Raw genomic sequence first — 24,456 nt, forward strand, 5'->3', positions numbered from 1 at the left:
GACCGTTGCTGTCCACTGCACGCCAACGCCAGTCTTTCACACCCCGGATCATGATGAMTACTTCGTCGAGATGCCATTTATCGCTGGACCGATTGCGGCTTGCGCGGATCCGTTTCGCGATTCCAGGACCGAGTTTTTTAACCCACGCGCGGATCGTTTCGTAGCTGACGGTAATACCTCGTTCAGCGAGCAGATCCTCAACATCCTGCAAGCTGAGAGCAAAGCGATGGTAGGCCCAGACCGCGTAGGAAATGATAGAAGTTGGGAAGCGGTGACCCTTCAGGCGGGATGGGGAGATCGTACAAATCATCGGAGTGGGCTACGTATGTGTCGGCCACAGGTCAACAAGTTGACGATGCCGGTGATGGTGTTGATACGCTCGACTTCACGCATTCAGGTAACAACGTTTCCATTGACCTCTCACAATCTCTGGTGACTTCGGAAAGCGGCACTATAGAACAGGTTCTGAACATCGAGAATGTCATTGCAGGCTCTGGCGACAATGACATCACTGGCTCCAATGTTGATAACGTATTGGCTGGCGGCGCAGGTGACGACACGCTGTCTGGCGGTGCAGGCAACGATACCTACATCTACGCACAGGGCAACGGCAACGATGTCATCAATGATGCAGGTATCGGCGGCGGTACGGACAGGTTGCATCTGACGGATCTAAATGCCGGTGATGTTGGGTTCTCGAGAAGTGCACAGAATGCCCTTGTAGTGACGGTTCTTCTGACACTGGAGACAATCACGATCACTGAGTATTTCGAGGAAAGTTCTGAGGGTATCGAAAGCATTCTGTTTGCCGATGGTACCATCTTGGATGCGGCTGGCATTCAGGCGAAGTTTGAAGCGGAAAACCCGGTAACAGATGCTCCGCCACCCACAGATGACCTGTTTGAGGGCACAGGTGCGAGCGATACGTTCACGTTTGAGGCCGGGCACGGTAACGATAGTATCAGTTCGTCAACTAACAATTCCGGTGAGGTCGATCGCATTATTTTTGGCGATGGCATTACAGTGGATGATATCTTTGCGGAATATGTCGGCACTGACCTACGTATTAGCCATGAAACAGAGGATGGCTCACTTACAGTGATCAACGATGCCGATGACAGTCGTTATGCTGAGATCCATCAAATCGAAGCCTATGAGTTCTCGGACGGCACAACGCTGAACCGTCAGGAGTTCCTGGCACAAGTGCTTGGGACAGACGGCGACGATGTGTTCAATGCCTCGGGTGAGAATGACACCTTCAGTTTCCGGGGTGGGGAAGGCGATGATCGGATCGACTCGTATTCCAACAACTATGAAGAGACGGATCGGATCAAGTTTGGTGATGGAATTACGGCCAACGACATCTACGCTGAATACGTCGGCGCTGATCTGAAGATCAGCCATAAGACACTCGGCGGTTCAATCACGATTGTTAAAGATGCCGATGACAGCCGATATGCTGAGATCCATCAAATCGAAGCCTATGAGTTCTCGGACGGCACAACGCTGAACCGACAGGAGTTCCTGGCACAGGTGCTTGGGACAGACGGCGACGATGTGTTCAACGGCTCGGGTGAAAGTGATACCTTTAGCTTCCAAAGCAACCAGGGTGATGATCAAATCGTCTCGGTTTCCGACAACTCAGGTGAGGTGGATACCATCGTGTTCAAAGACGGGATTGGTGTCGATGACCTGACCTCACAACGTTTGGACGTAAACGCTGATGGTGTTGATGACCTGGTCATCAGTCAGATTGGTCAGGACGGATCTTTAACGGTGATCAGCGCCTACTCTGGTGACAACTATGCCAACCTCTATGCGGTGGATCAGTTTGTGTTTGAAGATGGAACGGTTCTGAACCAGGCTGACTTTATTACGGCAACGGATGAGCTGCTGGCTTAAGCGGTGATTTAAAACAAGCGTGCTGCGCGACTATTAATGGCGTGCGGCACGCAACATGTAGAAGATTGACTGATCTTAAGCCTTTGAGCGTGGGTGGCCATTCAGGGAAATTTAGGTCAGTGCCAATTACTTATTTAACATAATAAGCATTATAGGCTTTCAATTTCCGCCATAAAATCTGCGATGGATACACCCAATTGCTGGCATATCGCTGCCAGCACAGTAAGTGTTGGTTGCCTATTTTGAGTTTCAAGCAATGAAATGTAACTCATCGACAACTCAGTCCTGAACGCCAGTTCTTCTTGCGATAAACCAGCCGCCCTCCGTCTTTCCTTCAAGACGGTGGCAAATGCTTTTATTAGTTGGGTGTTCTTGCGCTCCATTTATAAACTTATTGGAGAGCTTGACCGTTTCGTCTAATGACTATAGTCATATATATACTATAGTCAGTGAAAGAGTATCTAGTGCACACCATCACCATTCACGCATCCAAAGGCGGATCCGGGCGGACGACGGCAGTAATGGCGTTGGCGTCGGGATTTCTGGCTTTGGGCAAGTGTGTGATGGTGATGGATTGCACCAGCCAGGCCTACAGGAGCCCTAAATGCCAAGACCCTTCCACATTACAGACATGGCTGGCGGCAATGGAGGCCTGCCGGTTACGGCCGCCTCAACTAGAATTTGTTGAATGTCCGACAGACGAACGCGTGGAAGATGCCCTGGCCGGTGCCTCGACGCGCGGCATTGATATTGTTTTGATCGATACACAGGTCTATCCAGAAAACGCCCGGATGGTGGCACTTGCCAAGGCCGATCTGATTGTCGTGCCCGCCACAGGGCCGCTGGAAGCGCGTTTCTCATCGCAGAGCATCAGTGAACAGTTCGACTGCCCCGAACACATATTTGGCCTGATCACCGGCCATCGTCACGGTGAAGCAGAAGCTGCTGAGATCCGCGCGGCTTTTGGGACACTTCCCGTCTTCCAATCAGAACTCCCCGGTTCAGAGGCCTTGGCAGATCAAATCCTGCATGGCGATGTCGCACATTTCACCTCCATGTTGGTCTGCAAGCCTGGCCAGCCCGGATATGCCCGCTATCGCGAAGCGCGGGCAGCTTGGTCTGAAGTGCTTGCGCTGACCATCGAGCTTCAGTGGGCTCTGCAAGGCTTGCGCCTAGAAGCCTTTGAAGGCGATACCTCCCCCTATTCGTACATAAGAAAGTCAGTTGCATGACCCGTTTTTCATTTGCACTTGGGTTTTCCCTTTCGTTTGCCTCAGTTGGTTTCGCGGAAGATACTCTGGCCACTATGTCCGCACCTGCAGAGCGGCCATATCCCTATGAGATCCTCGGTATGCAACCCGGCGATCCGTTGGATGATGTACTTGTCGTCTACGCCGAACGCAGCGACGCTGCCCCAACAAGCGAGAGCGAAGTTCTGCGGATACAATCTCCAGACGGCGCGATGTTTGAGTTCACCTATCAATTGTTCTCCCGGATCGGCGATGTTGGCATCGATGGTCGTCTTGCCGGGGCAGCGCAGGATCAGGTGACAGCCCGCTTGTCCTCGGTTGTGATGGAGCAACGCCCGATGGCGATCTATCGCAGCATTCGCCAGCCGAGTGATGATCTGCCCGAACCGCTGGAACTGAAAGCACAGATTGAGGAGACCTATGGGCCGCCCTCCCGCGTTGAGATCAATGGGCGCGACATGGTGCTGACCTATGCCTGGAGCATGGACGGGTTCATTCCTGACCTCGATGCGCTTGGACCAATTAGACGTGAGGAAACGACCAGTTCTGGCGGCAAACTCATTTCTGAATATGAGCTGTGTGGTCCTGCCCAACATTACCGCAACAATGTTGAATATCGCTTTGAGCACCCGCGCGACAAGCTGATCAAACCGGGTTGCGTCGCCACCTTCAAAGTCAGCTATCGTGGTGAGCCGGGCATAACCTCTATCAACTTTTCTTTGGAGGACTATGAGCTTGGTCGGATGCACACCGAAGAACTGGATCGCCAAATTGTGGGCGCGCTGACCGACGAGGAGGTCGAAGCCTCGGACATGGATCTGTGAGTTCTCGGATAGCCAGGCGGGCTCCAAGCCGCTATGAACGCCACATGATCACAGTACGCGCACATATCACCCTATTTTAGCGCCCGCAGAATGGCGGGCGGCTTCGAGCTGTTTGCCACGCGATGATCCCCCATCCCTGCACTGTCTCTGACGCCGCCACCACCAGACATAACGGACCGGCATGACGGAGTTAAAGACATGACCAATTGGTATACAGCAGACCCCCATTTCGGGCACGAGAACATCATCAAGTTCTGTGACCGACCGTTCCGCTCGGCGAACCATATGGATGCGGTTCTGATGCAAAACCTTTGGGCAAAGGTCGGCCCCAAGGATGCTCTGTGGATCGTTGGCGACTTCGCCTTCGGACAGAAAGCAAAGGACCGCGAATGGCTCACCAAACTGTTTGCCAAGCTGCCGGGCGCGGAGAAGCACCTCATTGTCGGCAACCACGATCTTGAGCCGACGCTGGCCCTGCCCTGGGACAGCATCTCGTATTTGGCTGAGGTCAAAGATGGCCCTGACAACCAGATGCACCCCCTATGCCACTATCCCATGATCACCTGGAACCGCGCCCGACGCGGCGCGCTCCAGATATTCGGCCATGTGCACAAGAACTGGAAGGGCTCCAGCAACAGCGTCAATGCGGGCGTTGATGTCTGGGACTACATGCCCGTGCGGTTCGAAGATCTCGCGCGCCGTGCCAAATCGCTGCCCCAGAACAAGCACTGGCAGGATGTCGAGCATAATGTGAGGGAGTTCTGACATGGCACAACCTACATATTTCGGTGTTGATATTATCGAGGGTAAAGGTGTGCGCGAGAGCGATATCCGCAGCCTGCCCTTCTATGCATTCTGGTATGAAGGCGCGGTTGAAACAGAAAGGCTGAAGGATCCCGAAACGGGCGACATCTACGTGCCCGCTCGTGATTGGATCACCTTCTGTCAGCTATTCATCCTCACCGGTCGTCATCGCAACATGCCCCTGCCCAATGAAGCCGCCGAATTTGATTGGGAGATTTAGGATGTCCCGCTCCGATCGCAAAACACCCATCTATGGGATGACCACTGCCGCCAGCGACAAGGTCTGCACGAAAGCCGAGCACCGTCGCGCACGTCGGCAATTGAAAACCATTGATTTGCAGCGCAACGACCCGCCTGCACCAAAGGTCTACGGCAATTCCTGGCCCAGCGAAAAAGATGGCAAGCAGTGGTTTGATGCCGTGCGCTGTCCAGATCTGGTGCGCAAGTAGAGCGTACTTGCTGCATCGGTATACGTGGTAACGCTTCGCGCAAGACAGGCTATCAGTGATCATCACCTGATATGACACGCTGAACAAGAACTCCAAATGCTGCAGCACTGATTGTTGCGAATGGCAAAGCGACCAAACCAACGCCGAGGAACACAGCTATGAGGGCAAAAAGAACTCCATAATCTGCGACATCCTGAGGTGGGTATTGATTTACAATACCCATGGCTTCAATCGCAATCGGAACGAAAAGCCCACAGCATACCATAATCGGAAAACAAAGTATAACTATGAGGTTCAGCTGCCAACGCGGCAGTTCATTGTAGGATTTGACTTTCCTGTTGGCGAGTGATTTCAGAAGGTCTTTCATATCCGTTACTCCTGTTCTTGTTACCTATAGTTCAGCAATCAATGCTCGTGTTTTTCTGCTCACATTCAGGGGTGTCGGGGCTTGCCCTGACCATCGCGCGGCCGCGGATGATGGGGGTGTCGGGGGGAGGCTGCGTAGCTGTTCCCCCTGATCCCAGTTGACACTCCAGCGTATGTGGAGTTTCATTATGGGCAATAAAACTCCGATAACAGAGTTCTAAATCTGATGGCTCGCAAAAAGCGCAAACAAAGACAACCAAGAGCTGCCAGAAAGATAGCAGGTACAGGTTCAATTGTCACCAATTTTGAAACCGCAACACGCGCAGAAATTCGCGGTGCAAGTAAGCATCAGCTGATCCGCACACCTGACGGTTGGTCCGCTGTTGACCCGACACGTTCACATTTGAATCAGGTCATCATTGGCACCGGCATGGACATCGACCTAGATGTCGAAAATTACCTCAATACCATTGTTGTGTCTGAGGCAAAAAACGCCTCTCCTGATCCTTTTGTGACGATCATTTTGTCCGCGTCACCCGAATACTTCCGGCCAGATGGTGAAGACCCAGGAAATGAAGATCCGGATCGATTGAAGACATGGGAGGAAAAGACCATTGCCTGGGTGAAGGAGACATTTGCCGAAGATGCCGTCTCCCTTATCAGCAACCTTGATGAAACCACCCCACACATGCATCTGGCGGTGGTTCCGACTTACCTCAAGAAACCCCGGAAACCTGATCGTAAAAAAGCTGGCGAAAGCGATGAGAAGTTTACCACTCGTGTTGAAGAGGCCCTTTCTCATCCCGGGGTCAAAACACTAAGCCGATCGCGCAACAAAGTCTTTGGCCGCTACAACAGCTTCAAACTTTTGCGCGAGTCTTATGCCCGTGCCATGGCGCCTCTTGGGTTGGAGTATTCGCTTGAAAGTTTTGACCCCGGGATGCCTGCGGATCCACGCAGCGCGCGCGAATATGCCGAAGCCCGGGTTGAGGAGGCCAAGGAAAATCAGGCCGAACTCAGTCGGCAGGAAAAAGAGATCAGTGAAGAACTGGCCCGACGCGAAGACCTACTCAACCAACGAGAGGCCGAGCTGGCAGATCTGGAACAGCGCCTTGCGGAACGCACACGCGAACTCGATCAAGAAAGGCAAACGCTGAATACGCGTGAAAAAGACGCCGAAGCCAGAGAGCGCAAAACCACCAAAGCTATTTGGGACGCCTTTGTGCTGATGGCCGATATCTTCAACGGAATTATTGCTGGCCACATCCACAAAGATCAACAATCTAAAAAATGGATTTTACCAGAGGACTTTAAGGAGCAGCACCCGAACGTCGTAAATATTTGGTCGCGGGTGGAGCCGGCATTGGATCGCCTCGGGACGTTGTGGATCAATTTGACCAGGCTATTGAGCCAGAAAGAACAAACGGCAGTTGCAAAAGACACCCGCTCAGATTTAGAGGCCGCCAAAATGGCACCTCCAAATACCAGCAACAAATTCAGAATGTGACAAGAGCAATATGGTTGATCTTAGAAAATCCAAAGATGCGGCACTTTCGAAACTCGAACAGGATCGGCTGGCAGCGTATCGTGAGCAGTTGGACACGCATTCGCAAGAAGCGCTTAACCATTTTGAAGAGATCAAGCAGCAACATTTGGCGCAACAAAAACATCAGATGCATTCTATACATCAGCATTATCTCGAAGAGACGAGCGGCGCATTCAACGAGAGCTCCCGCCATATCAAGCAGCTGAATTCCAAAATCGACGCCATCGAAAAATCGTTCAGCGATACAGGGCTGCCAACGCGTCTGAAATTATACATCGCTGCGGCCGCGATTGCCGGTATCGCTGCCCTAGCGATCATGCTTTTGAGCGCCAGTTTTGTCTCTGTGAAACGACATCAACTCTCGGAACTCAAATCCCAGGCTGCCGCACTGGAGGCCAGAGTAGCATTGCTCACGGACGCGAAACGCATCGGAACTCGCATTGCCTTTGAAAGCGGCCGGTATGTGTTTCACTTACCCTCCGGGCATAAATTCAAACGCCACGTGTCCGTGAATGGGCTACAAAACCTCGGACGCAATGCCTGGTATATCGATGAGTAAACGGCCCATAGGAGACATTTGTTGCTAGAAGAATTCATCAAGCCGTCTTCTACGAAGCAGACCTTGGTGTGGAGCGTAGCATTTGCTGGCCACTTTGGCAGCAAATGCTACGTGCGAAGGATAGTTACATTCTCAGCGTCGCCTCTATATGGCGAAAGCCCGCGCCATAACCATTCCTAGGCGTCGAGCAAATTCTGGCGGATCAGATGGCGTTTCGCCTTCAACAATCCGCGCCTGATCAAGCAGCAGATGCGCTGCATCTTTGAGCAAACCATCTTCACTCGCTCCCTCACCCTGCGCGCGCTCTGCCAGCTTAGTGACTAACGCATGGCCAGGGTTCAATTCCAGCACCCGTGGCGCGCCGTGCTGCAATTGACCGTGGCGTTTGAGTAGGCGTTCAAGGCTAACGTCCATATCGCCGTCATCAGCAATCAGGCAAACGGGACTGTCGGTCAAGCGCTTGGACGGGCGAACATCTTTGACGGCCTCGCCTAGTTCAGCCTTGATGCCAGCAATCAACGCTGACAGGTCTGCTTCGTCAGCTTGATCCTCTTCCTTGTCATCTGCAGTGACATTATCCAGATCCGCCGCTCCGCGCGTGATGGATTTGAAAGGTCTACCGTCAAACTCGGTGATATGCTGCAACCAGAATTCGTCCACGTGGTCAGACAGCAGCAGCACTTCAACCCCTTTGGCTTTGAACCCTTCCAGATGCGGTGACTGGGCCAGTTTGGCAGCATCATCACCTACAATGTAAAAGATCGCCTCTTGCCCTTCTTTCATGCGCGTCACGTAGTCGGCCAGACTGGTCAGCGCCCCTTCAACTGTGGATGCAAAGCGGCAAATCTCTAGGATACGGTCGCGCAGGGCGGCGTCTTCGACGAGACCCTCTTTCAGCACAGCACCAAAATTACCCCAGAACTGAGCATAGTCCTCCGGCGCCTTGTTGGCATTTTTCTTCAACTCGCTCAGCACCTTCTTGCTGATCTGCGTCTTGATCTTGGCAAGCTTCGGATCGCTCTGCAGCATTTCCCGTGAGACATTCAATGACAGGTCCTGACTGTCCACCACCCCGCGTAAAAAGCGCAGGTAAGCGGGGATTAGATCCGTCGTCGTCTCTGTGATAAACACCCGATTGACGTGAAGCTTAATGTGGCTTTTGCGCTCAGGTTCAAACAGATCAAGTGGCTGGGTGCTGGGCACAAACAAGAGGCTGGTATGGTTCAGTGTGCCTTCGACCTTATTGTGCAACACATGCCACGGCGCATCAAACGCGTGGGACGTCTGGCGATAAAACTCGGCATATTGCTCCTCTGTGATGTCCTTGGCTGGCCGCGTCCAGAGTGCCTCTGCCGCGTTCAGCGGTTCTTCCCCCAGTTTGACAGGAAAGCTGATATGTTCCGAGTAAGTCTTGATGATATGGCGGATGCGTGCCTCTTCGGCGAATTCCTTGGCGTCTTTCTTAAGGTGCAACGTGACAGTGGTACCCGCCCTCGCACGCTCGGCAGATTGGATTGAAAACTCCCCCTTGCCATCAGATGACCAAAGCCAGCCTTCAGTCTCGCCCGCCTTGCGCGTCAGGACGTCCACATTGCCGGCAACCATGAATGCCGAGTAAAAGCCAACGCCAAACTGACCGATCAAACCGGGCTTGTCGTCGTCAGCTTTGAGCGCCTCGATGAAAGCACTGGTGCCAGACTTGGCGATGGTGCCCAATGTCGCCAGCAGATCGGCGTGGTTCATGCCGATACCGTTATCCGAGATCGACAGCGTCTTTTTCTTAGCGTCTATCTCTAGCGAGATCACAAAATCTTCGGCAGGCGCAAGCGATGCATCTGTCAGCGCGGCATAGCGGAGTTTGTCGCAGGCATCCGACGCGTTAGAGACCAGTTCACGCAGAAACACCTCGCGGTTGGAATAAAGCGAGCCAGCGACGATCTCCAAAAGCTGACCCACTTCCGTCTGGAAGGAAAAGGTTTCTTTCTTAAGGGTCTCTGTCATGGCTTGTACTTCCGATTTCTGATCGCGACGCAAATGGTAATTCGTCGCGTTTGTTTCAACTATTCGAATAAGATATCTCCTGACGGATGGGTGACGTCAACCGGACATCGTCGCAAATCAAGGTGTTGGCATCGCAATCTCCAGAGCCAACCGTATTCGCTTAAAGACGGCCCAAACCGGTCACTCAATGTGTGTCTTTAATTCTGCGGTCGCAGCCCACATTGCAGACATTCGCCGCGAGTGCAAAATCCAGCTATCATCGAACTCACAGTCTGCGGGACAAATTGAGCGTTCGCTGCGGTTGCACCAATGGCCGTTGTTGTGAAAATCCTCGGCCACAACTGCGCATGACAAGATTGGAGGAGCCGTGTAGAGTCACCCGTCGAACAGAGTTCGGCTCAAAGGGCATCACTTTCACAGTCCAAAAACTTGCCACAAAAAGCGCTATTTTCGGTGTATAAGGTGGTTTCGGCGACCCTGTTTCGATATGCAGCAGCGCAGACAGGATGCCGCGAGCAGTTGGCGTTTGCCCATATATTGAGGATCGGGACGGCTTTAAGCCCCGAAATTGAAATGGCGATTGGTGAATCAGGCAGTTTTGTAACGGACGGGTCGTTTGACAATCCGCCGACCTTTACCATCACCCTGACGGAACCTTTGACCGATCCGGTCTTTGCTTTCTCTGCGACAGGAAACGGCGGCGACGGTTTCAACCTGCGGCTTACCAATCAGACACTCGATTCTGACGGTAACACGACGTCCTTCACCGTTACCCTTGAAGAATGGGAATATCTGGATGGCGCGCATCCGGCTATCGAAACTATAAACTGGCTTGCAATCGAAGAGGGCGTGCACACGCTTCCCGACGGGCGCATCATCGAAGCTGGGACGAGTACAATCGGAAGTACCGGTCAGAATACCGGTGGCGCCGAGACGTTCAGTGCGGGCTTTACTGATCCGCCAGTGGTTCTGACATCTGTGATGTCGAACAATGACGGCACCACCGTCGACAGTGACCCGTCGAATGTAACATCCACTGGATTTGATCTGACCCTTCAGGAAGAAGAAGACGAGGACGGTGTCCATGGCGCGGAAACCATCGGCTGGATCGCGATTCAGGCGGGCGGTGATACGACAAGTGGTACCGCCAGCGTTTCTGGCGACACGGTGACCCACAATACAAGCACCCTTGGGCTGGGTGACACGTTCACCAATGGCGTTGTGCTGGCCGAAACCCAAACAGTTGACGGCGGCGATACAGCGGTTGTTTCGATTGCCAACCAGACCGGCACCACGGTCAGCGTCTATATTGATGAAGAACAATCAGCTAATTCCGAGACAAATCATACCACCGAAGTGGTTGGGATTGTCGCCTTTGAAGAGGGTCTTATCCCCTGCTTCACCCGCGGGGTACAAATCACTGTGCCCGATGGCACGCGGCTGATTGAACAGCTTTCCGTGGGCGACGCTGTCCTAACACGCGGCAATGGCCCTCAGACGATCCGTTGGATTGGGTCGCGCGCGTATAGTCTTGACGCATTGGCGCGAAACCCGAAGCTCCGCCCGATACGGATTGTGGCCGGCGCTTTGGGCAATGGCTTGCCGGAACGGGATCTTCTGGTCTCGCGCCAACACCGGATGGTGGTTAGTTCCAAAATTGCCGAACGTATGTTCGCCACCCACGAAGTCCTGATCCCTGCAATCAGACTCACTGCTTTGCCAGATATCTTTGTCGATGAAGGCGTCGAAGCCGTGGAGTACTTCCACCTGCTGTTTGACCGGCACGAAGTTATCTATGCCGAAGGTGCGCCCTCGGAGAGCCTGTTCACAGGACCTGAAGCGTTGAAAGCGCTTAACCCTAAAGCTCGCGCGGAAATTGAGGCGATTTTTCCGGAAATTTGTGAGCCGGATTTCGTTCCATCCCCAGCTCGCCTCATTCCCGAAAACGGAAAACAAATCAGAAAGCTCGTGGCACGCCACCAAAGAAACTGTAAACCGTTGTTTACCAAAACCTGACGCACCGCCGATTGTAACGCCTTGCCAAGGTCAGTTCATTCACAAGGCAACGAAACCCATGCAGCAAAACTCCGGTTGGTTTTGACAGATTTTTGAACGTAGCCCCATCTGAAGCTGTCATTCATGCACCACGCAGCATCGGTTAGAATGGGGCTCGCTGCTGCCGTTAGATCGGTTGCAGAAAATTCGGCTACGGGGTCTCAAGCCGCTGTCGTTGACGGCCCATACCTGCCGTTGGCTAAATCTAAGGGTTGCTGCGTCTGCAACCCGCTTAGCCGCCATTCACTGCAAGTGCGCGATCGCGATTTTTGCGAACTCACGGCCCGCAGACAATCGTAACCGCGCACAATTAGTCACGGCTTCCGGTATCACTCAGAAGCATCTTGAACAGTGCCTGCTGGGTCAGATTGAGGCCGCTGATAAATGCGCTTTGGCGGTCCTCCAAATTGCGCTTGCGCCTTGCGTCGGTTGCGCCATGCACGATCGCTGAGCGGACGTCATAGAACTGTTTGATTGCAGCTCGTATGTCGTCCTTATGTGCTTCATCGACACCCAGCAATTCTGCCATCCCATTTTGGAGTTGTTGGCTGATCCGACCGCCTTTGGGCCTAAACATCAACTCCAACGATTGCGAAATGTCCAGAATTCGGTCGTTGGCACCAAAACGCCCCGAGCGAGCCAAAGCTTCTGTAAGGCGATGAATGACTGGCGCAAGGCGTTCAAATTCCTCATCGCTCCGGTTGTTATAGGCTTGTTTAGCCAAATCAACCGAACTGTTCTGGAGTTGTGGAGGCTCTCGAAAAGGATCGTGCCGACGTCCAACTTGACGGATCGGCTGGGACCCGCCTTGACAGTGGGATAAACCCAACAAGCCATGTGCGGATCGATGCACACATCCGTGCATCAAAGTGAAAGGTAAGATCGGCGTCTGGTTGGCAACGGATAAGATCTCAAGAAACGTGAGAGCGTCATCCTCAAATCTCAGTGGCCAGCTAGCCCGCTCCTCCCGATAGTCAGCCTTATTCCGAAACACCGGTCGCCAATGGAACGGTCGCAGCACAGCGCCAATCTGCCGCCAATCACGTCGATCCATCTCTCTTGGCACAAAATCCCGGATCCAATGGCGCTCCAGATAGTCTGAGAGCATGGCCGCGGGTTTAACGATCAAACCTTCCTGAATCTCAAATTCGTTGTGAATTTCCGGACCATGGAAGAGCAGTAGATCGTAACCCACATCGAGACCGTTCGGGACATCAACATCTAAGGTCGTCGAACTCAGTTCAAGGATCGCTCCAAGTTCATTCGCAGCTTTCCTAAACCCACGATCTCCGTGATCATGTGCGCATTCCATTAGACCGGCCACGATCTGTGTTAGCCAAGTCAGCGATGTCCCGTTCAATATTCTGACGTGAAACTCGTCATTTCCGATACGGTTCCCAAGCGCCCTAGCGAGTGAAGGGTGCGACCTCAGGATGCCCCTTACCGGGTCTAGGGCCTCGCGAAGAGGCTTGTAATACTTACTTTCGGCGGATCGTGAGGCCAAGCGCGCGAGATCATAGAGGTCAGCCACGTCATCTTTTGGAAAAGGTGTTTCATCTACTCCATTGAATGACACGCGCGTGGGGTGCGAGTTCACCTGCCAATATGCTTCAAGAAAAGGCACTTGAACCTTCGCGAGTTGGCTCAGTGCTGTTCCCAAACGGTCGCACCATGTATCCAAAGAGTATGTCATCAGGTTCGTATAGCTGAAAATGGTGGAGATGACCCGGCCCAAAGTCGACCTTGACCGAGGATCACGATGCTGCGCTGCGGCTCATCCTAATTCGTCATCCTCACGCGGCTTGTTTTCCGTCATTCTTCTATTTAACGTATCAATAAGATTGACCTTCGGAGGAGTTGCGGGTTCGATTCCAATTGCTGTCGTCACACTGCTCATCGTCATAAATTTTTTAACCTTTCTGAGCTTGCTTGGAGAATCAATTAAAGGAGGAATGAAGATGGAAAAAAGCAGTAAAGAAGTCCGTGAAGAGAAGACCGAGACTTGTGAGAACAACAAAGCAACAAAGCACATACGTTTCTATAAACGATACATCGCTCAATTTATTGAGATCACCGTGTCGATGAGCGTTAGTGTGATGGCGGCTGGTTCCGCCTGCCTCATCCTAAATGTCAGGGCTGCGTCTCCCCGCAGCCCTGTCTAATCTGATTAGCACAAGCAAAAATCACTGATCGGCCCAAACCGGTCACTCAACGTGTGTCATTAATTCTGCGGTCGCAACCCGCATTGCAGACATTCGCCGCGAGTGCAAAATCCAGCTATCTTCGAACTGACACTCTACGGGACGGAGCAGTCGCTCACGACATCGGAGCCAATGACGGCTTTAGAAATTGACGGCTTAATCTTTCGTAAGAATGCTTTTGCGGCAACAGCCCTCAATGGACACGCCTTGCATTTAAATCGCTTCTGCGTGACATTTGAAGGGCAACAGGAGATTTAGAATACCGTGGACTTCAATCAGATAAGGTATTTCCTGGCACTCGCTGACACTCTGAACTTCACGCGGGCAGCCGAGCAGTGCTTTGTTTCTCAACCGGCATTGACACAAGCAATTAAACGGTTGGAAACGGAGCTAGGCGGAGATTTAATCTGCAGAGATGGTCGCGACAATGAACTGACCGAACTTGGCAGGTCGTTGCGGGCTCATTTTGAACAGATTGATCGTACCCGGCATATGGTTCGGGCAACTGCCAAGGCTGTAAATGCAGGCGAAATCGCGGAATTGAACATAGGACTGATGTGCACAGTTGGCCCTGGTGTGCTGGCTCCGATGCTGGATGAGTTTCGCATCAGTCATCCAATGGTCTCTATTTTGCTGCACGACGTTGCACCCGCCTCCATACCAGATTTACTGTTATCCGGAGCCTTGGATGGCGCATTCTGCGCCCGACATGGTCCACCGCATCCTCAGCTGGATTATATTGACCTGTTCGAGGAACCAATGGTCATCGCCTTTCCGTCCGATCATGCGTTTTCAAAGCTTGAGGCAGTACCTTTACGTGACATTGCAAAGCAGCAATATGTTGAGCGGCTCCACTGTGAATTTCGCGAAGAAGTTCTGGAATTTTACAAAGAACAGGACCTTGAACTTGAAGTTGCTTTCAGAAGTCAGCGAGAAGATTGGATACAGGGGTTGGTCAGGGATGGCGTGGGTGTCTGCTGTATCCCCCGCTATTCACTACTAAGGCCTGAACTGGAGCACCGGCCAATTGTCGAGCCCACACTGTCGAGAAAGGTCTCCTTTGCCACTGTAGGGCAATCGACACCAACACCCGCTTTGCATTCGCTTGCTCAACTGGCTGAGGGGCACGAATGGCCGGAGTATCGGCCCGCCGATTGACCAATAGGTATCAATCTACTGTACCAGACCCGTTTATAGATCAACTCACGACCATAAGCGGTGCCTATCGTCGTCGATCAACTCGATATTTCCGTTCGAATTAGCTGTGGCATACGATCTGTTTAACAACAGGCGCTTGCGTCTGGGTCAGGCTCAAGGAGGATCATAAGACACATCTGCTAAGGAGTGGCTAAAACGGTAGAAACCCCTGCGAAAGTTTCGGCACATGCGACCGTCTTGCCCTAATGGCAAGACAAATTGGCTGGAACAGAACGTTCCGTCTATTTTGTAGTTTACGATCCGCGGCGGAGAAACCTTCACAGGCTTGAAGTGAATCAAAGCACTCGGATGCAGGAGCAAGTCAGTTGCCAGCGGATAGAGTAGAAACCGCGTTCGACAACGAATTCTGGGATCACTGGGATGTCGGCATCTATGTCGATGCCACCAGCGGAGAGCCTTTGTTCTCTTCCGAGGAAAAGTGCGATGCCGGAACTGGATGGCCAAGCTTCTTGGGTACGATTGCAGCTGACATAATTAAGGAAATCAATGAGCGCGAGCATGGATTGATACGCATCCAGTTGTGTTCAAAGACAACAAACCGGCACATCGGGTATCTGCTCCTAGATGGGCCGGAGCCTACGGGGTTGATCTACTGTATCAAGTCTTCGGCGCTTCGCTTCGTGCCAATTGCCGACCTGCCGTAGCGACGACATCGCCCCGCAGAGTTTTTCACACGGCACGGAGACATGCCGAGTTTCAAAACCTACACAATTCATATGGGAGAACCACAATGAAACATCAAATTGGGTCTGTATACGCGACCTTCACAACAGCGTCCCTAGCGGCAGTGAGCGTCGCTGGAATGGCGCTGGCATCTGGTCATTTTATTTCGGGATTGCAGGGGCAATACCCGGAATACGACCTCAACGACACTTATGTCTTTCAATCCAGCAATGACGGCTACACAACCATTATTTCTTCTGCGAACCCCAGCACGCCCGGTTCAGTGGACTCACCTGCGGGTGTCACATTCGGCAATGATGGTCTTTATAATATCCATATTGCAAAGGATGATAGCTTTGAAACCGGCATGACATTTGCATTCACTTTTGATGGTGACGACATCGAGGCCCACAAGATCGGCTCTCCCAATGCAGAGGTTGGTGAAACGGGTGAAGCTCTTGGTCAAGGGGATGTCGGCGACCTGTTGACCCTGCCTGATGATATTCGAGTTTGGGCCGGGCGCGGCGAAGAACCGTTTTTTGGCAATGGTGTCGGTTTGGCCAAATTCAATGCCGCCAAGCAGGACGGAACGTTTTCACCAGAGATCTTTCAGGAAGACGGAGATTTGTTCCTGGGTGCAACCGCCAGCTTTATCGTCCTTGATATACCGAACTCAATGCTGGGCGACGAGATCAAGGTTTTCACAACGACGGCCGTTCCGCACAAAGGCGAGTGGAGCCAAGTTGATCGACACGCTAACGTTCTGTTCCCCTACGTATTCCTGTCTGACACGCCCGCGGTTCAGGAAGACCACGAACAACATCGACCAGACCTTGACGTGGAAGAACGACGCCAAGCCATCGTCAATAATGTGTTCTGGGCGGTTTCTGCATCCAAAGCAGATGTCGGCAACGGCGTAGATTACGCGGAGAAAGTAGCGGATTTGGTCATGCCGGACGTGATTTCGTATCGCACGGGCTCAGAGGCCAGCTACGCTGTCGAGAACCTGAATGGGCGCGCCCTCCAAGATGATGCGATGAACACCGTGTTGCAGCTCATGATGGGTGTACCGGTCGACGACAATGCCAATGACAGTCACCGCTACACTTCTGAGTTCCCATACATCCTACCAGCGAATTAACTAAAGCTATGCTCATCCAAAATCCCGGCTGCTGAATTTCGTGGCCGGGCTAATCAACTAAGCCGGAGAAATATCATGAGAAGGATTGTTGCTGGCGCAGCCATTCTGGCCTGTTTTAGTGCTGCATCATTGGCCGAAGAGTCAATAAAGTTACCTGTGTCTTTCAATGCGGATGGAACCGTAAACCGCCCTTTGAATCACAGGCATTGGGTAAATGTTGGCACAACTTTAATTCCCCACGGCGAAATCAACATTATCGACGATCTTCCGATACAGACGAGGGAGTACATCGATACTTACGTCGAACCTATGGCGTTCGCCATTTACATGGCCACCGGAACTTGGCCCAATGGTACGCAGATCGTGAAAGAGTTCACTGCCATAGAGCAAGCTGGTGAAGGCGAAGTCTTGATCGAAAGCCATTACAACGGATTGGCCATGCTGGTGAAAGACGCACAACGGTTCCCTGCAGAAACAGGCTATCTGGGATACTTCAACTTTGGGCATCATCCTGAACCCTATGAGAGCATATCACAACTTCTGCCTCGCGAGCAATGTTCGGCGTGTCATGAGGCGTTGGCCAGCGAACAGCAGTTCATATTCTCTGACCATCACATTGGACTAACGCGAAAGCAAAACTGACCCGATGTCTGGGTGTATGCAGGGGCTGTGAAGCATTAAACGGCAGCCATTCACACAGATTGCAGCAGTTGTTAGTTTGGGCTCCTGCCGACCACCGAAGCAGCGCTGCATCTGCATCTGCATCTGCATCTGCATCGTAATACGCAAAATCTTACGACGTAAACGGCCCATTGCTGCTATTCCGCGCAAAGCTGATATGCCGCAGCGCAGCCAGTCATAGCAGACCTTCGAGAATAATGTCGGAGACAGCTTTAAATGTGGACTTTTGTTCTGTACGAAACCGAACGATCAACTTTTGCCGGACAGGATCAGCTAAGTTGGACGCTTCCACCGTAGTCTCAACGATTGCGCTCTTCCCGTCCAAGTCCTCAGCGGGATCGTCAAGTTATTGACCACAATCCCAATAGTCCGTAACGCCTGCTGATGATCTGCCAAGTTTCCCAACTTCGCCTGAAAGGCCACCGCTTCCCACGTTCGATCATTTCTTTCGCAGTTTGGGCGTATCATCGTTTTGCGCTCAGTCTGCGCGACGTCGAGGATCTGCTCGCTGAACGAGGTATCATTGTGAGTTATGAAACGATCCGAGCATGGGTCAGAAAATTAGGAGCTCAGATTGCGAAACGCGTCAGGACGGCGCGCAAGCAGCCATCGGACAAATGGCATCTGGATGAAGTTGTGATCATGATCCGCGGTGTGAAACACTGGCTATGGCGCGCCGTGGACAGCAATGGTGAGGTTCTCGATATCTTGGTGCAAACACGTCGAAATGCGCGCGCGGCAAAACGGTTCATCGCCAGATTGATAGCCCGCTGGGGGAAGCCTCGGATCATAGTGACAGACAAGCTGCGTAGCTACGGTGCCGCCTTTCGCAAGCTCGCACTGGACGTGGATCACCGAGCCCATAAAGGATTGAACAATCGGATCGAGGGGTCGCATAGGCCAACGCGCAAACGAGAAAAAATACAGGGCCGTTTCAAATCAGCCCGTCAAGCGCAGAGGTTTCTGACAGCCCATGATGAAACGGCGAACTTGTTCCGACCACGCCGCCACAAGATGACCGCCTCTACCTATCGCCAGAAACGAGCAACTGCATTTCTCCACTGGAATCAATATGCTACAGAACTGCACCCTTGAAGCGACACGGATAGAAAATTTCGCTGCCGCTGAAAATAACCTGACAATCCCCCCAGACCGCGTAGGAAATGATAGAAGTTGGGAAGCGGTAACCCTTGAGGCGGGACGGGGAAATCGTACAAATCATCGGAGTGGGCTACGCATTTGTGGCCACAGGTCAACAAGTTGACGATGCTCCTAGGCCTCATAAGCCTTAAATAGACTTCCTATTGTTGCCCACGTTCAGCCAATAGCGCGTGTATCGGCGCTCACCGGTGCGATTGAGGGCTCCCTTGTCAACGAGGTCTTGCAGGTCTCGTGTCGCGGTTGCCCGGGAGGTTCTTGTGATAGAAAGGTAATTTTCCGCGCTGAGTCCGCCCGTGAACCCGTCAGGTCCTTCCCTAAACATCCGTTCGATTGCCTTGGCTTGCCGGTCGTTGAATTTATCCCGATGCTGATCGTAGAAATGTGCCTTCGAGATGAAGAACCCAACGCGATCAAGGGTTACTTGCTGTGCCGTCAGCACGACTTCGGCAAACCAAACGAGCCATGCCGTGACATCAAGTGTTTTCTGATGTTGCTCCAATTGGTCATAATACGCCCTCCGCTCACGCTCGATAGTGAAGGCGAGCGCGATGAGGCTGGGTTGACCGAGATTCTGTGCCAGGGACTTTTCTGCCAATGCCCTGCCTAGCCTGCCGTTACCATCCTCGAAGGGATGGGCGCTCTCGAAATAGAGATGACTGAGACCCGCCCGGGTCAGGGCGGGTAACGGACCGGCGGATCCGGGTGTCGTCCTATTGAACCACTCCATAAACCGCCCCATCTCGGCAGGTATCTGCCCTGATGGGGGTGCCTCGAAATGCACCGTTGGACGGTCAATGCGGCCAGAGACGATCTGCATCGCATCTGCATGACGCCGATAAGCGCCAATCGTTTCAAGCTGGCGATCATGAGACAGAAGCATGCCGTGCCACCGAAACAGTGTCTCATGTGTAAGTGGCTCAGAGTAGGTGGAATAGACATCGACCATCATCTCCGCGACCCCCTGCTCCCGCGGCTTTGCCGGGTAGCTATCGGGGGTCAGGCCAAGCTGGCGGCGCAATGAAGACTGGACGCTCAACCGATCCAGCATCTCGCCCTCTATGGCACTGGTTTTCATCGCCTCGTCGCTCAGCAGGTCGATGCGTAATTGATCACGCTCGGATGGGCTGACATGGTGCACGGCACCAAGGATTTCGCCCGAAGATAGCAAAAACCGCTGTTCCAGCGGCGCGAGTTCCGTCATGTCGTACCGAAAGTCCGGCCAATCTGGTAATTTCCAGTTCCATTTCATGAGTGATAGAATCCCTTTCTATAGCTCATATGTAAATCATATTTGAGCTATAGGGGTCAATACTATCGATCAGCTACGCTATGGCAATATCCGGTAGATTTCGCTGCCTGAAGGACTTCGTATTCCCTAGTGGCCAACAATTGGTCGAAACGTTAGATCAACGATTGCGGTGTGTGTCAGATAGCGTGCTGCATTTCACACAAGTAATACCCACGGCGGCATTTCTGATTGGATAGTTTATTGAGGGCGGCTTCCGCGTCCGCTTTTGAGGCAACGTAATCGGCCATCCTCTGTCCACCTCGGGAACCAATCCGCCCCCATTCACGGATAAGACACCATTCGCCAAACAGGGTTTGGGCGATGCGCATCACATAGAACCGTTTTTGCCGCTTTGCCGGGTCGATCTTTTCAAGCCGGATCTGCATCTGTGCCCCCTGCCCCGGCGATCCCCGCATCTTCCAGCATTTCCTTGTCGGGCAGGTCGCGCAGGCTTTGCAGATCAAACGCCACCAGAAACTGCTGGGTTGTGACAAAGGTATAGGGTGCGCCGCGGCGGGGGCTGCGCGGGCCGGTGGAGATCAGGCCACGGGCATGTAGACGGCCGATCAGGTCGCGGCTGATGTCCTTGCCAAAGATGTCTTTCAACCTGTCGCGCGTAATAGGCTGGTGATAGGCAATCGCCGCCAGCACCGCGACATCAAATGCGCGCAGATCCAGGTCCTGTGCCCCCACATCCGCCGTGGCACGGATCACATCCGCATAGACGGGGCGTGTGCGCAGCTGCCAGGCCTCACCAACGGCCGCAATCTCATAGGGTCGCTCCATCAAATCTGCCTTCAGATCCTCAAGCAACAGATCAACCGACACCCCCTGCCCCACCACGCGCGCCAGATCTGCGCGCGGCACCGGCGTGGCCGAGGCAAACAGCACCACTTCAATGCGCCGCATCCACTCGCGCCAGCGTAACTCCGGCGGCAGGTCTTCCAACTCTCGATCAAATCCGACATCAGGATGATCTTTCATGGCTACACCCCATAGATCCGGAACGTCTCGCGCCCGGTCAATTCGCGCACCGCCCCCAGTTCGACCAGACGCTCACAGAACCGTCGCGCACCCCGATCCGACAGACCTGTTCCGCTTATCGAGGCGGACAATTCCGCCGGGGTGACGGCATCCCTGCATAGAAACATTTGCGCCGCGGTCCCTGCCCCCTTGGCGCGCAGTTTCGGAGTGACCGCCTGTAAGCGCGCCGTCCGTCGGGTCAGATCCGCGGCCAAAGGGTGGGCGCCCTGCACCGCCGCCAAGACCGCCTGATGGCAAGCCAATCGCAGGGCCGTGCCCGTCTTACGCCAGTCGCTAGGCTTCAAGCCAACAGCCAACAATGGCACGATGTGGTCCCAGCCCAACGCCTGCGCCAAGGTCGCATCCGCCAGAATAGCTGCCGTGACCTCATCCTGTGGATGCGCCCTTAAGACAGATTCCAACACAGTCGCGGCGCGTGCAACCGTATCACCCTGCCCTCTTATCTGCCCAGCATCCAACCATTCCGCAATCTCTTCGCCCTGCATCTTTGACAAAGCTCTCGCCACCGCGCCCACAGAGACAGGGTGCTCCACTGCTTTTTGCCATTGGATCAATGTGGCCCCTGCCGGGCCAGGCTGATCACCCGGGCGCAGCAGATGCACCTCATCGCGCAACGCCCCTGCCCGCTCTGATCGTCCCGATAAAGCCACACAGGCCTCGGCCGCTTGCAGCGCCAGACGTGCCCGCAGTAAGACCAGAGGGACACCGGAGCCGTGTAGAACATGGTGCAGAAAACTCAATGCGGCCCCCGACAAAAACACCGCATCTTCAGGGGAATCCACGCCTACCTGGGTGATCCAGGGTGGCATCTGGGGGAGGGTCTCAAACTCGTCGTGCATATCAACGTGGGCATATGTCATGCCACTACACTAACTCATGACGGCGCTTATGACCACTATATACTGTAATAACCGCCGCACTTTACAGAACACCTTTATGTCCAATAAGTTTACATTATCGGACATAATAAAAGCAGCGCAGCACCATGCCGGAAAACACCGAGAAATCGAGCTCAGGACCATCATTCCAACCTGATGAGGTTCATCACGACGAAAGCGATGCCGCTCTCGCCCTGCCCTCCCATGTTGCAGGGTCCGGGACACTGGATCGGCTGATCGAGAACGCCCGCGGTTACGCCCGCCAAGCCGCCTCTGAGAACACGTTAAAGGCCTATGCCCGGGACTGGGCACATTTTAACCGCTGGTGCAGGCAAAAGGGCACGGACCCCCTGCCCCCCTCGCCCGAGATGATTGGGCTGTATCTGACCGATCTGGCAGCTCCCACTGGCCCCTCCCCTTCGCAGTCGGAGCTCCGCCCCCTATCCGTTAGCACAATTGAACGCCGGCTCTCAGGCCTTGGGTGGAATTATTCACAGCGTGGCTTCACTTTGGACCGCAAAAATCGCCACATCGCCGCCGTGCTGGCCGGGATCAAGCGCAAGCATGCCCGTCCGCCGACACAAAAAGAAGCGATCACGCCCGAAGATATTCTGGCGATGGTCAGTACCCTGCCGTTTGATCTGCGCGGGTTACGGGATCGGGCGATCCTGTTGATTGGCTACGCCGGTGGGCTCAGGCGCTCTGAAATTGTCAGTTTGGATCTGGGCAAGGATGACACCCCGGATTCTGGTGGCTGGATCGATATCCAAGACCCAGGTGCCCTCCTGACGCTCAATGCCAAAACCGGTTGGCGCGAGGTTGAGATTGGCAGAGGATCCAGCGAACACACCTGTCCCGTGCACGCGCTGGAGCAATGGCTGCACTTCGCCAAGATCAACTTTGGTCCGGTCTTTACCCGTACCTCGCGCGATGGCAAACGCGCGCTGGAGCATCGCCTGAATGACAAACACGTGGCTCGGCTGATCAAGTCCTGCGTGCTTAAGGCTGGGGTCCGTGCGGACCTGCCTGAAAACGAACGCCTAAAACTCTTCTCTGGCCACTCTTTGCGCGCGGGCCTCGCCTCCTCTGCGCAGGTTGATGAGCGGTATATGCAAAAACACCTTGGTCACGCCACTGCCGAGATGACGCGCCGCTATCAACGCAACAGAGACCGGTTCAAAATCAACCTCACCAAAGCCGCAGGACTGTAACCAATGCGAAAACCCAAATCAATGAAAGGCTTGGAGGAACTTGGGCGTGTGCGTCTCAGTCAGAACTTCTATTTGAGGGATTTTCTAATGTCGGAGATCGCGAATTTCTACGGCATTCCTAACATTCCGGAAGACCCAGATCTTGCGATTGAAACCGGGACCCAGCTTTGCCAGGCCCTTTTGGAACCCCTGCAGGCCAAATTCGGTCGCATTGCTACTCGGTCGGGATACCGCTCTGCCAAGGTGACCGCCTTCGGCAATGCCCGCAAACATGGGGCAAGCGTCAAATACAATGCGGCTTACCACATCTGGGATATGCTGGACGATCAGGGCCACAAAGGCGCTGCCGCTTGCATCGTCATTCCCTGGTTTGCCGATCGCTATGCCAAAGGTGCAGACTGGCGCGCCCTCGCTTGGTGGGTACATGACCACCTGCCCTATGCTCATCTGGAATTCTATCCCAAGCTCTGCGCCTTCAACATCCTGTGGAATGAGAACCCAAAACGCCGGATCGACAGTTTCATCCAACCGAGAGGTTGCTTGACCAAACCCGGGATGGACAATCATGCAGGCGATCACTCCAAATGGTATTCAGAGTTCCCCTAAAGGGCTGCTCCTCTGCTCCAACCACGCGGCAAACTGCGCCTCAGAAACATCGCTAGAGGCCAGCATTTCCATCATGCGCACACCTTCCACCGGGTCGGGACGGAAGGACAGGCCATTAAGCCGCAAGAACGTCACCGCCGTCACAAAGGCAGTCCGCTTGTTGCCATCAACGAACGCATGTGCTTTGGCGATTCCGAATGCATAAGCGGCGGCAATCTCATGCAGTGTCGCTTGCTCGTTATAGGTCGCAAGGTTCAGCGCCCGGGCACAACCCATTTCCAGCAAGGCCGCATCCCGCAGGCCAGAGCCGCCGCCGTGGCGAGAGATCTGTCGGTCATGTACGGTAACAATGGCGCGCAGCGGAACCCAAATCAGGCCTGTCACGCAAGCGCCTCAAGCAGATCACGGTTTTCATCCATAACAATCTCAGCCGCAGCCAGAGCTTCGGCCACCGCAGGGTCATGGGTCATGATTTTAAGCGATCCATCATCACCACGAACAACAAACAATGTGTCGCCCTCTTTCACATCCAGCATGGTCAACATTTCTGCGGTCAACGTCATGACCGCTGAATTTCCAACTTTGCGAATTTTGGTTTCAATCATCTG

General features: G+C 53.5%; 28 protein-coding genes. 17 read left to right on the plus strand and 11 right to left on the minus strand.

The features are described from left to right. A partial coding sequence (locus D9A02_RS00460; protein ID WP_162932907.1) for a transposase occupies window positions 1–310 on the minus strand: 310 nt, incomplete at its 3' end. A gap of 17 nt (window positions 311–327) precedes the next feature. Here D9A02_RS00460 and D9A02_RS00465 point away from each other — a divergent pair. After that, window positions 328–1,902, plus strand: a complete 1,575-nt coding sequence (locus tag D9A02_RS00465; protein ID WP_120499030.1) for a calcium-binding protein — start codon at window positions 328–330, stop codon at window positions 1,900–1,902. A 149-nt stretch (window positions 1,903–2,051) separates the two neighbouring features. Here the strand turns inward: D9A02_RS00465 and D9A02_RS00470 are convergent, their stop codons facing one another. Further along, window positions 2,052–2,285 carry a helix-turn-helix domain-containing protein gene (locus D9A02_RS00470; RefSeq protein ID WP_120499031.1) on the minus strand — a complete coding sequence of 78 codons (234 nt, stop codon included), beginning with the start codon at window positions 2,283–2,285 and terminating at the stop codon, window positions 2,052–2,054. A gap of 81 nt (window positions 2,286–2,366) precedes the next feature. Between D9A02_RS00470 and D9A02_RS00475 the strand changes: the two genes are divergently transcribed. From D9A02_RS00475 to D9A02_RS00495, 5 genes are all read left to right on the plus strand, one after another. Then, window positions 2,367–3,134, plus strand: a complete 768-nt coding sequence (locus tag D9A02_RS00475) for a ParA family protein (RefSeq protein WP_162932908.1) — start codon at window positions 2,367–2,369, stop codon at window positions 3,132–3,134. After that, window positions 3,131–3,976 (plus strand): hypothetical protein, encoded by an 846-nt coding sequence (locus D9A02_RS00480; protein ID WP_120499033.1) that lies wholly within the window; start codon window positions 3,131–3,133, stop codon window positions 3,974–3,976. The genes D9A02_RS00475 and D9A02_RS00480 overlap by 4 nt, the downstream gene beginning before the upstream one ends. A 198-nt stretch (window positions 3,977–4,174) precedes the next feature. After that, entirely contained in the window at window positions 4,175–4,741 is a 567-nt protein-coding gene (locus D9A02_RS00485) for a metallophosphoesterase (RefSeq protein WP_120499034.1), read from the plus strand. A gap of 1 nt (window position 4,742) precedes the next feature. Further along, entirely contained in the window at window positions 4,743–5,000 is a 258-nt protein-coding gene (locus D9A02_RS00490) for a hypothetical protein (RefSeq protein WP_120499035.1), read from the plus strand. 1 nt (window position 5,001) lies between these two features. Next, on the plus strand, window positions 5,002–5,229 hold the full coding sequence (locus D9A02_RS00495) for a hypothetical protein (protein ID WP_120499036.1): 228 nt from the start codon (window positions 5,002–5,004) through the stop codon (window positions 5,227–5,229). A 52-nt stretch (window positions 5,230–5,281) separates the two neighbouring features. Here the strand turns inward: D9A02_RS00495 and D9A02_RS00500 are convergent, their stop codons facing one another. Beyond that, window positions 5,282–5,596, minus strand: coding sequence for a hypothetical protein (locus D9A02_RS00500; protein ID WP_120499037.1), 315 nt, complete (start codon window positions 5,594–5,596; stop codon window positions 5,282–5,284). A 225-nt stretch (window positions 5,597–5,821) separates the two neighbouring features. On the opposite strand from D9A02_RS00500, the gene D9A02_RS00505 reads away from it, so the two are divergent. Continuing rightward, complete coding sequence (locus D9A02_RS00505) at window positions 5,822–7,102, plus strand: plasmid recombination protein (RefSeq protein WP_120499038.1); 1,281 nt, start codon at window positions 5,822–5,824, stop codon at window positions 7,100–7,102. 10 nt (window positions 7,103–7,112) lie between these two features. Beyond that, window positions 7,113–7,700, plus strand: a complete 588-nt coding sequence (locus D9A02_RS00510) for a hypothetical protein (protein ID WP_120499039.1) — start codon at window positions 7,113–7,115, stop codon at window positions 7,698–7,700. Window positions 7,701–7,844: 144 nt separating this feature from the next. On the opposite strand, the gene htpG is transcribed toward D9A02_RS00510, so the two are convergent. Next, on the minus strand, window positions 7,845–9,701 hold the full coding sequence (gene htpG, locus D9A02_RS00515; protein ID WP_120499131.1) for a molecular chaperone HtpG: 1,857 nt from the start codon (window positions 9,699–9,701) through the stop codon (window positions 7,845–7,847). Window positions 9,702–10,163: 462 nt separating this feature from the next. Between htpG and D9A02_RS00520 the strand changes: the two genes are divergently transcribed. Continuing rightward, window positions 10,164–11,717 carry a Hint domain-containing protein gene (locus D9A02_RS00520; RefSeq protein ID WP_254054494.1) on the plus strand — a complete coding sequence of 518 codons (1,554 nt, stop codon included), beginning with the start codon at window positions 10,164–10,166 and terminating at the stop codon, window positions 11,715–11,717. Between the two features lie 349 nt (window positions 11,718–12,066). Here D9A02_RS00520 and D9A02_RS00525 read toward each other — a convergent pair whose 3' ends face one another. After that, complete coding sequence (locus D9A02_RS00525; RefSeq protein WP_162932909.1) at window positions 12,067–13,449, minus strand: HEPN domain-containing protein; 1,383 nt, start codon at window positions 13,447–13,449, stop codon at window positions 12,067–12,069. A 265-nt stretch (window positions 13,450–13,714) separates the two neighbouring features. Here D9A02_RS00525 and D9A02_RS00530 point away from each other — a divergent pair, with 265 nt between their 5' ends. The 6 genes from D9A02_RS00530 to D9A02_RS00555 all read left to right on the plus strand — a co-directional run bounded on the left by D9A02_RS00530 (window position 13,715) and on the right by D9A02_RS00555 (window position 18,755). Continuing rightward, the gene (locus tag D9A02_RS00530) at window positions 13,715–13,918 is read left to right on the plus strand and encodes a hypothetical protein (protein ID WP_162932910.1); all 204 of its coding nucleotides are present in this window, start codon (window positions 13,715–13,717) and stop codon (window positions 13,916–13,918) included. A gap of 303 nt (window positions 13,919–14,221) precedes the next feature. Further along, window positions 14,222–15,115, plus strand: a complete 894-nt coding sequence (locus D9A02_RS00535) for a LysR family transcriptional regulator (protein ID WP_120499042.1) — start codon at window positions 14,222–14,224, stop codon at window positions 15,113–15,115. A 365-nt stretch (window positions 15,116–15,480) separates the two neighbouring features. After that, a complete protein-coding gene (gene msrB, locus D9A02_RS00540; RefSeq protein ID WP_120499043.1) occupies window positions 15,481–15,819 on the plus strand; it encodes a peptide-methionine (R)-S-oxide reductase MsrB in 339 nt (112 codons plus the stop codon). Between the two features lie 86 nt (window positions 15,820–15,905). Then, window positions 15,906–16,979 (plus strand): DUF4331 family protein, encoded by a 1,074-nt coding sequence (locus tag D9A02_RS00545; protein WP_120499044.1) that lies wholly within the window; start codon window positions 15,906–15,908, stop codon window positions 16,977–16,979. A 75-nt stretch (window positions 16,980–17,054) separates the two neighbouring features. Then, window positions 17,055–17,621, plus strand: coding sequence for a cytochrome P460 family protein (locus D9A02_RS00550; RefSeq protein ID WP_120499045.1), 567 nt, complete (start codon window positions 17,055–17,057; stop codon window positions 17,619–17,621). Window positions 17,622–18,044: 423 nt separating this feature from the next. Then, window positions 18,045–18,755 (plus strand): IS6 family transposase, encoded by a 711-nt coding sequence (locus tag D9A02_RS00555; RefSeq protein WP_120499046.1) that lies wholly within the window; start codon window positions 18,045–18,047, stop codon window positions 18,753–18,755. Window positions 18,756–18,948: 193 nt separating this feature from the next. Here D9A02_RS00555 and D9A02_RS00560 read toward each other — a convergent pair whose 3' ends face one another. The 4 genes from D9A02_RS00560 to D9A02_RS00575 form a co-directional block, all read right to left on the minus strand. Continuing rightward, on the minus strand, window positions 18,949–20,070 hold the full coding sequence (locus D9A02_RS00560) for a Fic family protein (RefSeq protein ID WP_120499047.1): 1,122 nt from the start codon (window positions 20,068–20,070) through the stop codon (window positions 18,949–18,951). A gap of 176 nt (window positions 20,071–20,246) precedes the next feature. Next, window positions 20,247–20,495, minus strand: a complete 249-nt coding sequence (locus D9A02_RS00565; protein WP_120499048.1) for a WGR domain-containing protein — start codon at window positions 20,493–20,495, stop codon at window positions 20,247–20,249. After that, a complete protein-coding gene (locus tag D9A02_RS00570) occupies window positions 20,479–21,093 on the minus strand; it encodes an SMC-Scp complex subunit ScpB (RefSeq protein WP_120499049.1) in 615 nt (204 codons plus the stop codon). The genes D9A02_RS00565 and D9A02_RS00570 overlap by 17 nt, the downstream gene beginning before the upstream one ends. A 2-nt stretch (window positions 21,094–21,095) precedes the next feature. Further along, on the minus strand, window positions 21,096–22,013 hold the full coding sequence (locus D9A02_RS00575) for a DUF1403 family protein (protein WP_120499050.1): 918 nt from the start codon (window positions 22,011–22,013) through the stop codon (window positions 21,096–21,098). A 125-nt stretch (window positions 22,014–22,138) separates the two neighbouring features. On the opposite strand from D9A02_RS00575, the gene D9A02_RS00580 reads away from it, so the two are divergent. Next, window positions 22,139–23,242, plus strand: coding sequence for a tyrosine-type recombinase/integrase (locus D9A02_RS00580; protein WP_120499051.1), 1,104 nt, complete (start codon window positions 22,139–22,141; stop codon window positions 23,240–23,242). Between the two features lie 3 nt (window positions 23,243–23,245). Next, window positions 23,246–23,848, plus strand: coding sequence for a hypothetical protein (locus tag D9A02_RS00585; protein ID WP_120499052.1), 603 nt, complete (start codon window positions 23,246–23,248; stop codon window positions 23,846–23,848). Here the strand turns inward: D9A02_RS00585 and D9A02_RS00590 are convergent. Together D9A02_RS00590 and D9A02_RS00595 are read right to left on the minus strand one after the other, a co-directional pair. Continuing rightward, window positions 23,834–24,232, minus strand: coding sequence for a type II toxin-antitoxin system death-on-curing family toxin (locus D9A02_RS00590; RefSeq protein ID WP_120499053.1), 399 nt, complete (start codon window positions 24,230–24,232; stop codon window positions 23,834–23,836). The genes D9A02_RS00585 and D9A02_RS00590 overlap by 15 nt on opposite strands. Beyond that, window positions 24,229–24,453 carry an AbrB/MazE/SpoVT family DNA-binding domain-containing protein gene (locus D9A02_RS00595; protein WP_120499054.1) on the minus strand — a complete coding sequence of 75 codons (225 nt, stop codon included), beginning with the start codon at window positions 24,451–24,453 and terminating at the stop codon, window positions 24,229–24,231. Before D9A02_RS00595 ends, D9A02_RS00590 begins: the two co-directional genes overlap by 4 nt. Between the last annotated feature and the right edge of the window lie 3 nt (window positions 24,454–24,456).

The organism is Roseovarius sp. EL26, from assembly GCF_900327775.1.
In the GTDB taxonomy this organism is placed as follows: domain Bacteria; phylum Pseudomonadota; class Alphaproteobacteria; order Rhodobacterales; family Rhodobacteraceae; genus Roseovarius.

Bases quoted from the DNA above. Each gene is read 5' to 3' on its own strand.
- D9A02_RS00480 (WP_120499033.1), top strand. From the start codon at position 3,131: ATGACCCGTTTTTCATTTGCACTTGGGTTTTCCCTTTCGTTTGCCTCA.
- D9A02_RS00555 (WP_120499046.1), top strand. From the start codon at position 18,045: ATGATCTGCCAAGTTTCCCAACTTCGCCTGAAAGGCCACCGCTTCCCA.
- D9A02_RS00595 (WP_120499054.1), bottom strand. From the start codon at position 24,453: ATGATTGAAACCAAAATTCGCAAAGTTGGAAATTCAGCGGTCATGACG.
- htpG (WP_120499131.1), bottom strand. From the start codon at position 9,701: ATGACAGAGACCCTTAAGAAAGAAACCTTTTCCTTCCAGACGGAAGTG.
- D9A02_RS00530 (WP_162932910.1), top strand. From the start codon at position 13,715: ATGGAAAAAAGCAGTAAAGAAGTCCGTGAAGAGAAGACCGAGACTTGT.
- D9A02_RS00495 (WP_120499036.1), top strand. From the start codon at position 5,002: ATGTCCCGCTCCGATCGCAAAACACCCATCTATGGGATGACCACTGCC.
- D9A02_RS00585 (WP_120499052.1), top strand. From the start codon at position 23,246: ATGCGAAAACCCAAATCAATGAAAGGCTTGGAGGAACTTGGGCGTGTG.
- D9A02_RS00570 (WP_120499049.1), bottom strand. From the start codon at position 21,093: ATGAAAGATCATCCTGATGTCGGATTTGATCGAGAGTTGGAAGACCTG.
- D9A02_RS00545 (WP_120499044.1), top strand. From the start codon at position 15,906: ATGAAACATCAAATTGGGTCTGTATACGCGACCTTCACAACAGCGTCC.
- D9A02_RS00500 (WP_120499037.1), bottom strand. From the start codon at position 5,596: ATGAAAGACCTTCTGAAATCACTCGCCAACAGGAAAGTCAAATCCTAC.
- D9A02_RS00580 (WP_120499051.1), top strand. From the start codon at position 22,139: ATGCCGGAAAACACCGAGAAATCGAGCTCAGGACCATCATTCCAACCT.
- D9A02_RS00505 (WP_120499038.1), top strand. From the start codon at position 5,822: ATGGCTCGCAAAAAGCGCAAACAAAGACAACCAAGAGCTGCCAGAAAG.
- D9A02_RS00550 (WP_120499045.1), top strand. From the start codon at position 17,055: ATGAGAAGGATTGTTGCTGGCGCAGCCATTCTGGCCTGTTTTAGTGCT.
- D9A02_RS00490 (WP_120499035.1), top strand. From the start codon at position 4,743: ATGGCACAACCTACATATTTCGGTGTTGATATTATCGAGGGTAAAGGT.
- D9A02_RS00485 (WP_120499034.1), top strand. From the start codon at position 4,175: ATGACCAATTGGTATACAGCAGACCCCCATTTCGGGCACGAGAACATC.
- D9A02_RS00525 (WP_162932909.1), bottom strand. From the start codon at position 13,449: ATGACATACTCTTTGGATACATGGTGCGACCGTTTGGGAACAGCACTG.
- D9A02_RS00560 (WP_120499047.1), bottom strand. From the start codon at position 20,070: ATGAAATGGAACTGGAAATTACCAGATTGGCCGGACTTTCGGTACGAC.
- D9A02_RS00510 (WP_120499039.1), top strand. From the start codon at position 7,113: ATGGTTGATCTTAGAAAATCCAAAGATGCGGCACTTTCGAAACTCGAA.
- D9A02_RS00565 (WP_120499048.1), bottom strand. From the start codon at position 20,495: ATGCAGATCCGGCTTGAAAAGATCGACCCGGCAAAGCGGCAAAAACGG.
- D9A02_RS00470 (WP_120499031.1), bottom strand. From the start codon at position 2,285: ATGGAGCGCAAGAACACCCAACTAATAAAAGCATTTGCCACCGTCTTG.
- D9A02_RS00575 (WP_120499050.1), bottom strand. From the start codon at position 22,013: ATGACATATGCCCACGTTGATATGCACGACGAGTTTGAGACCCTCCCC.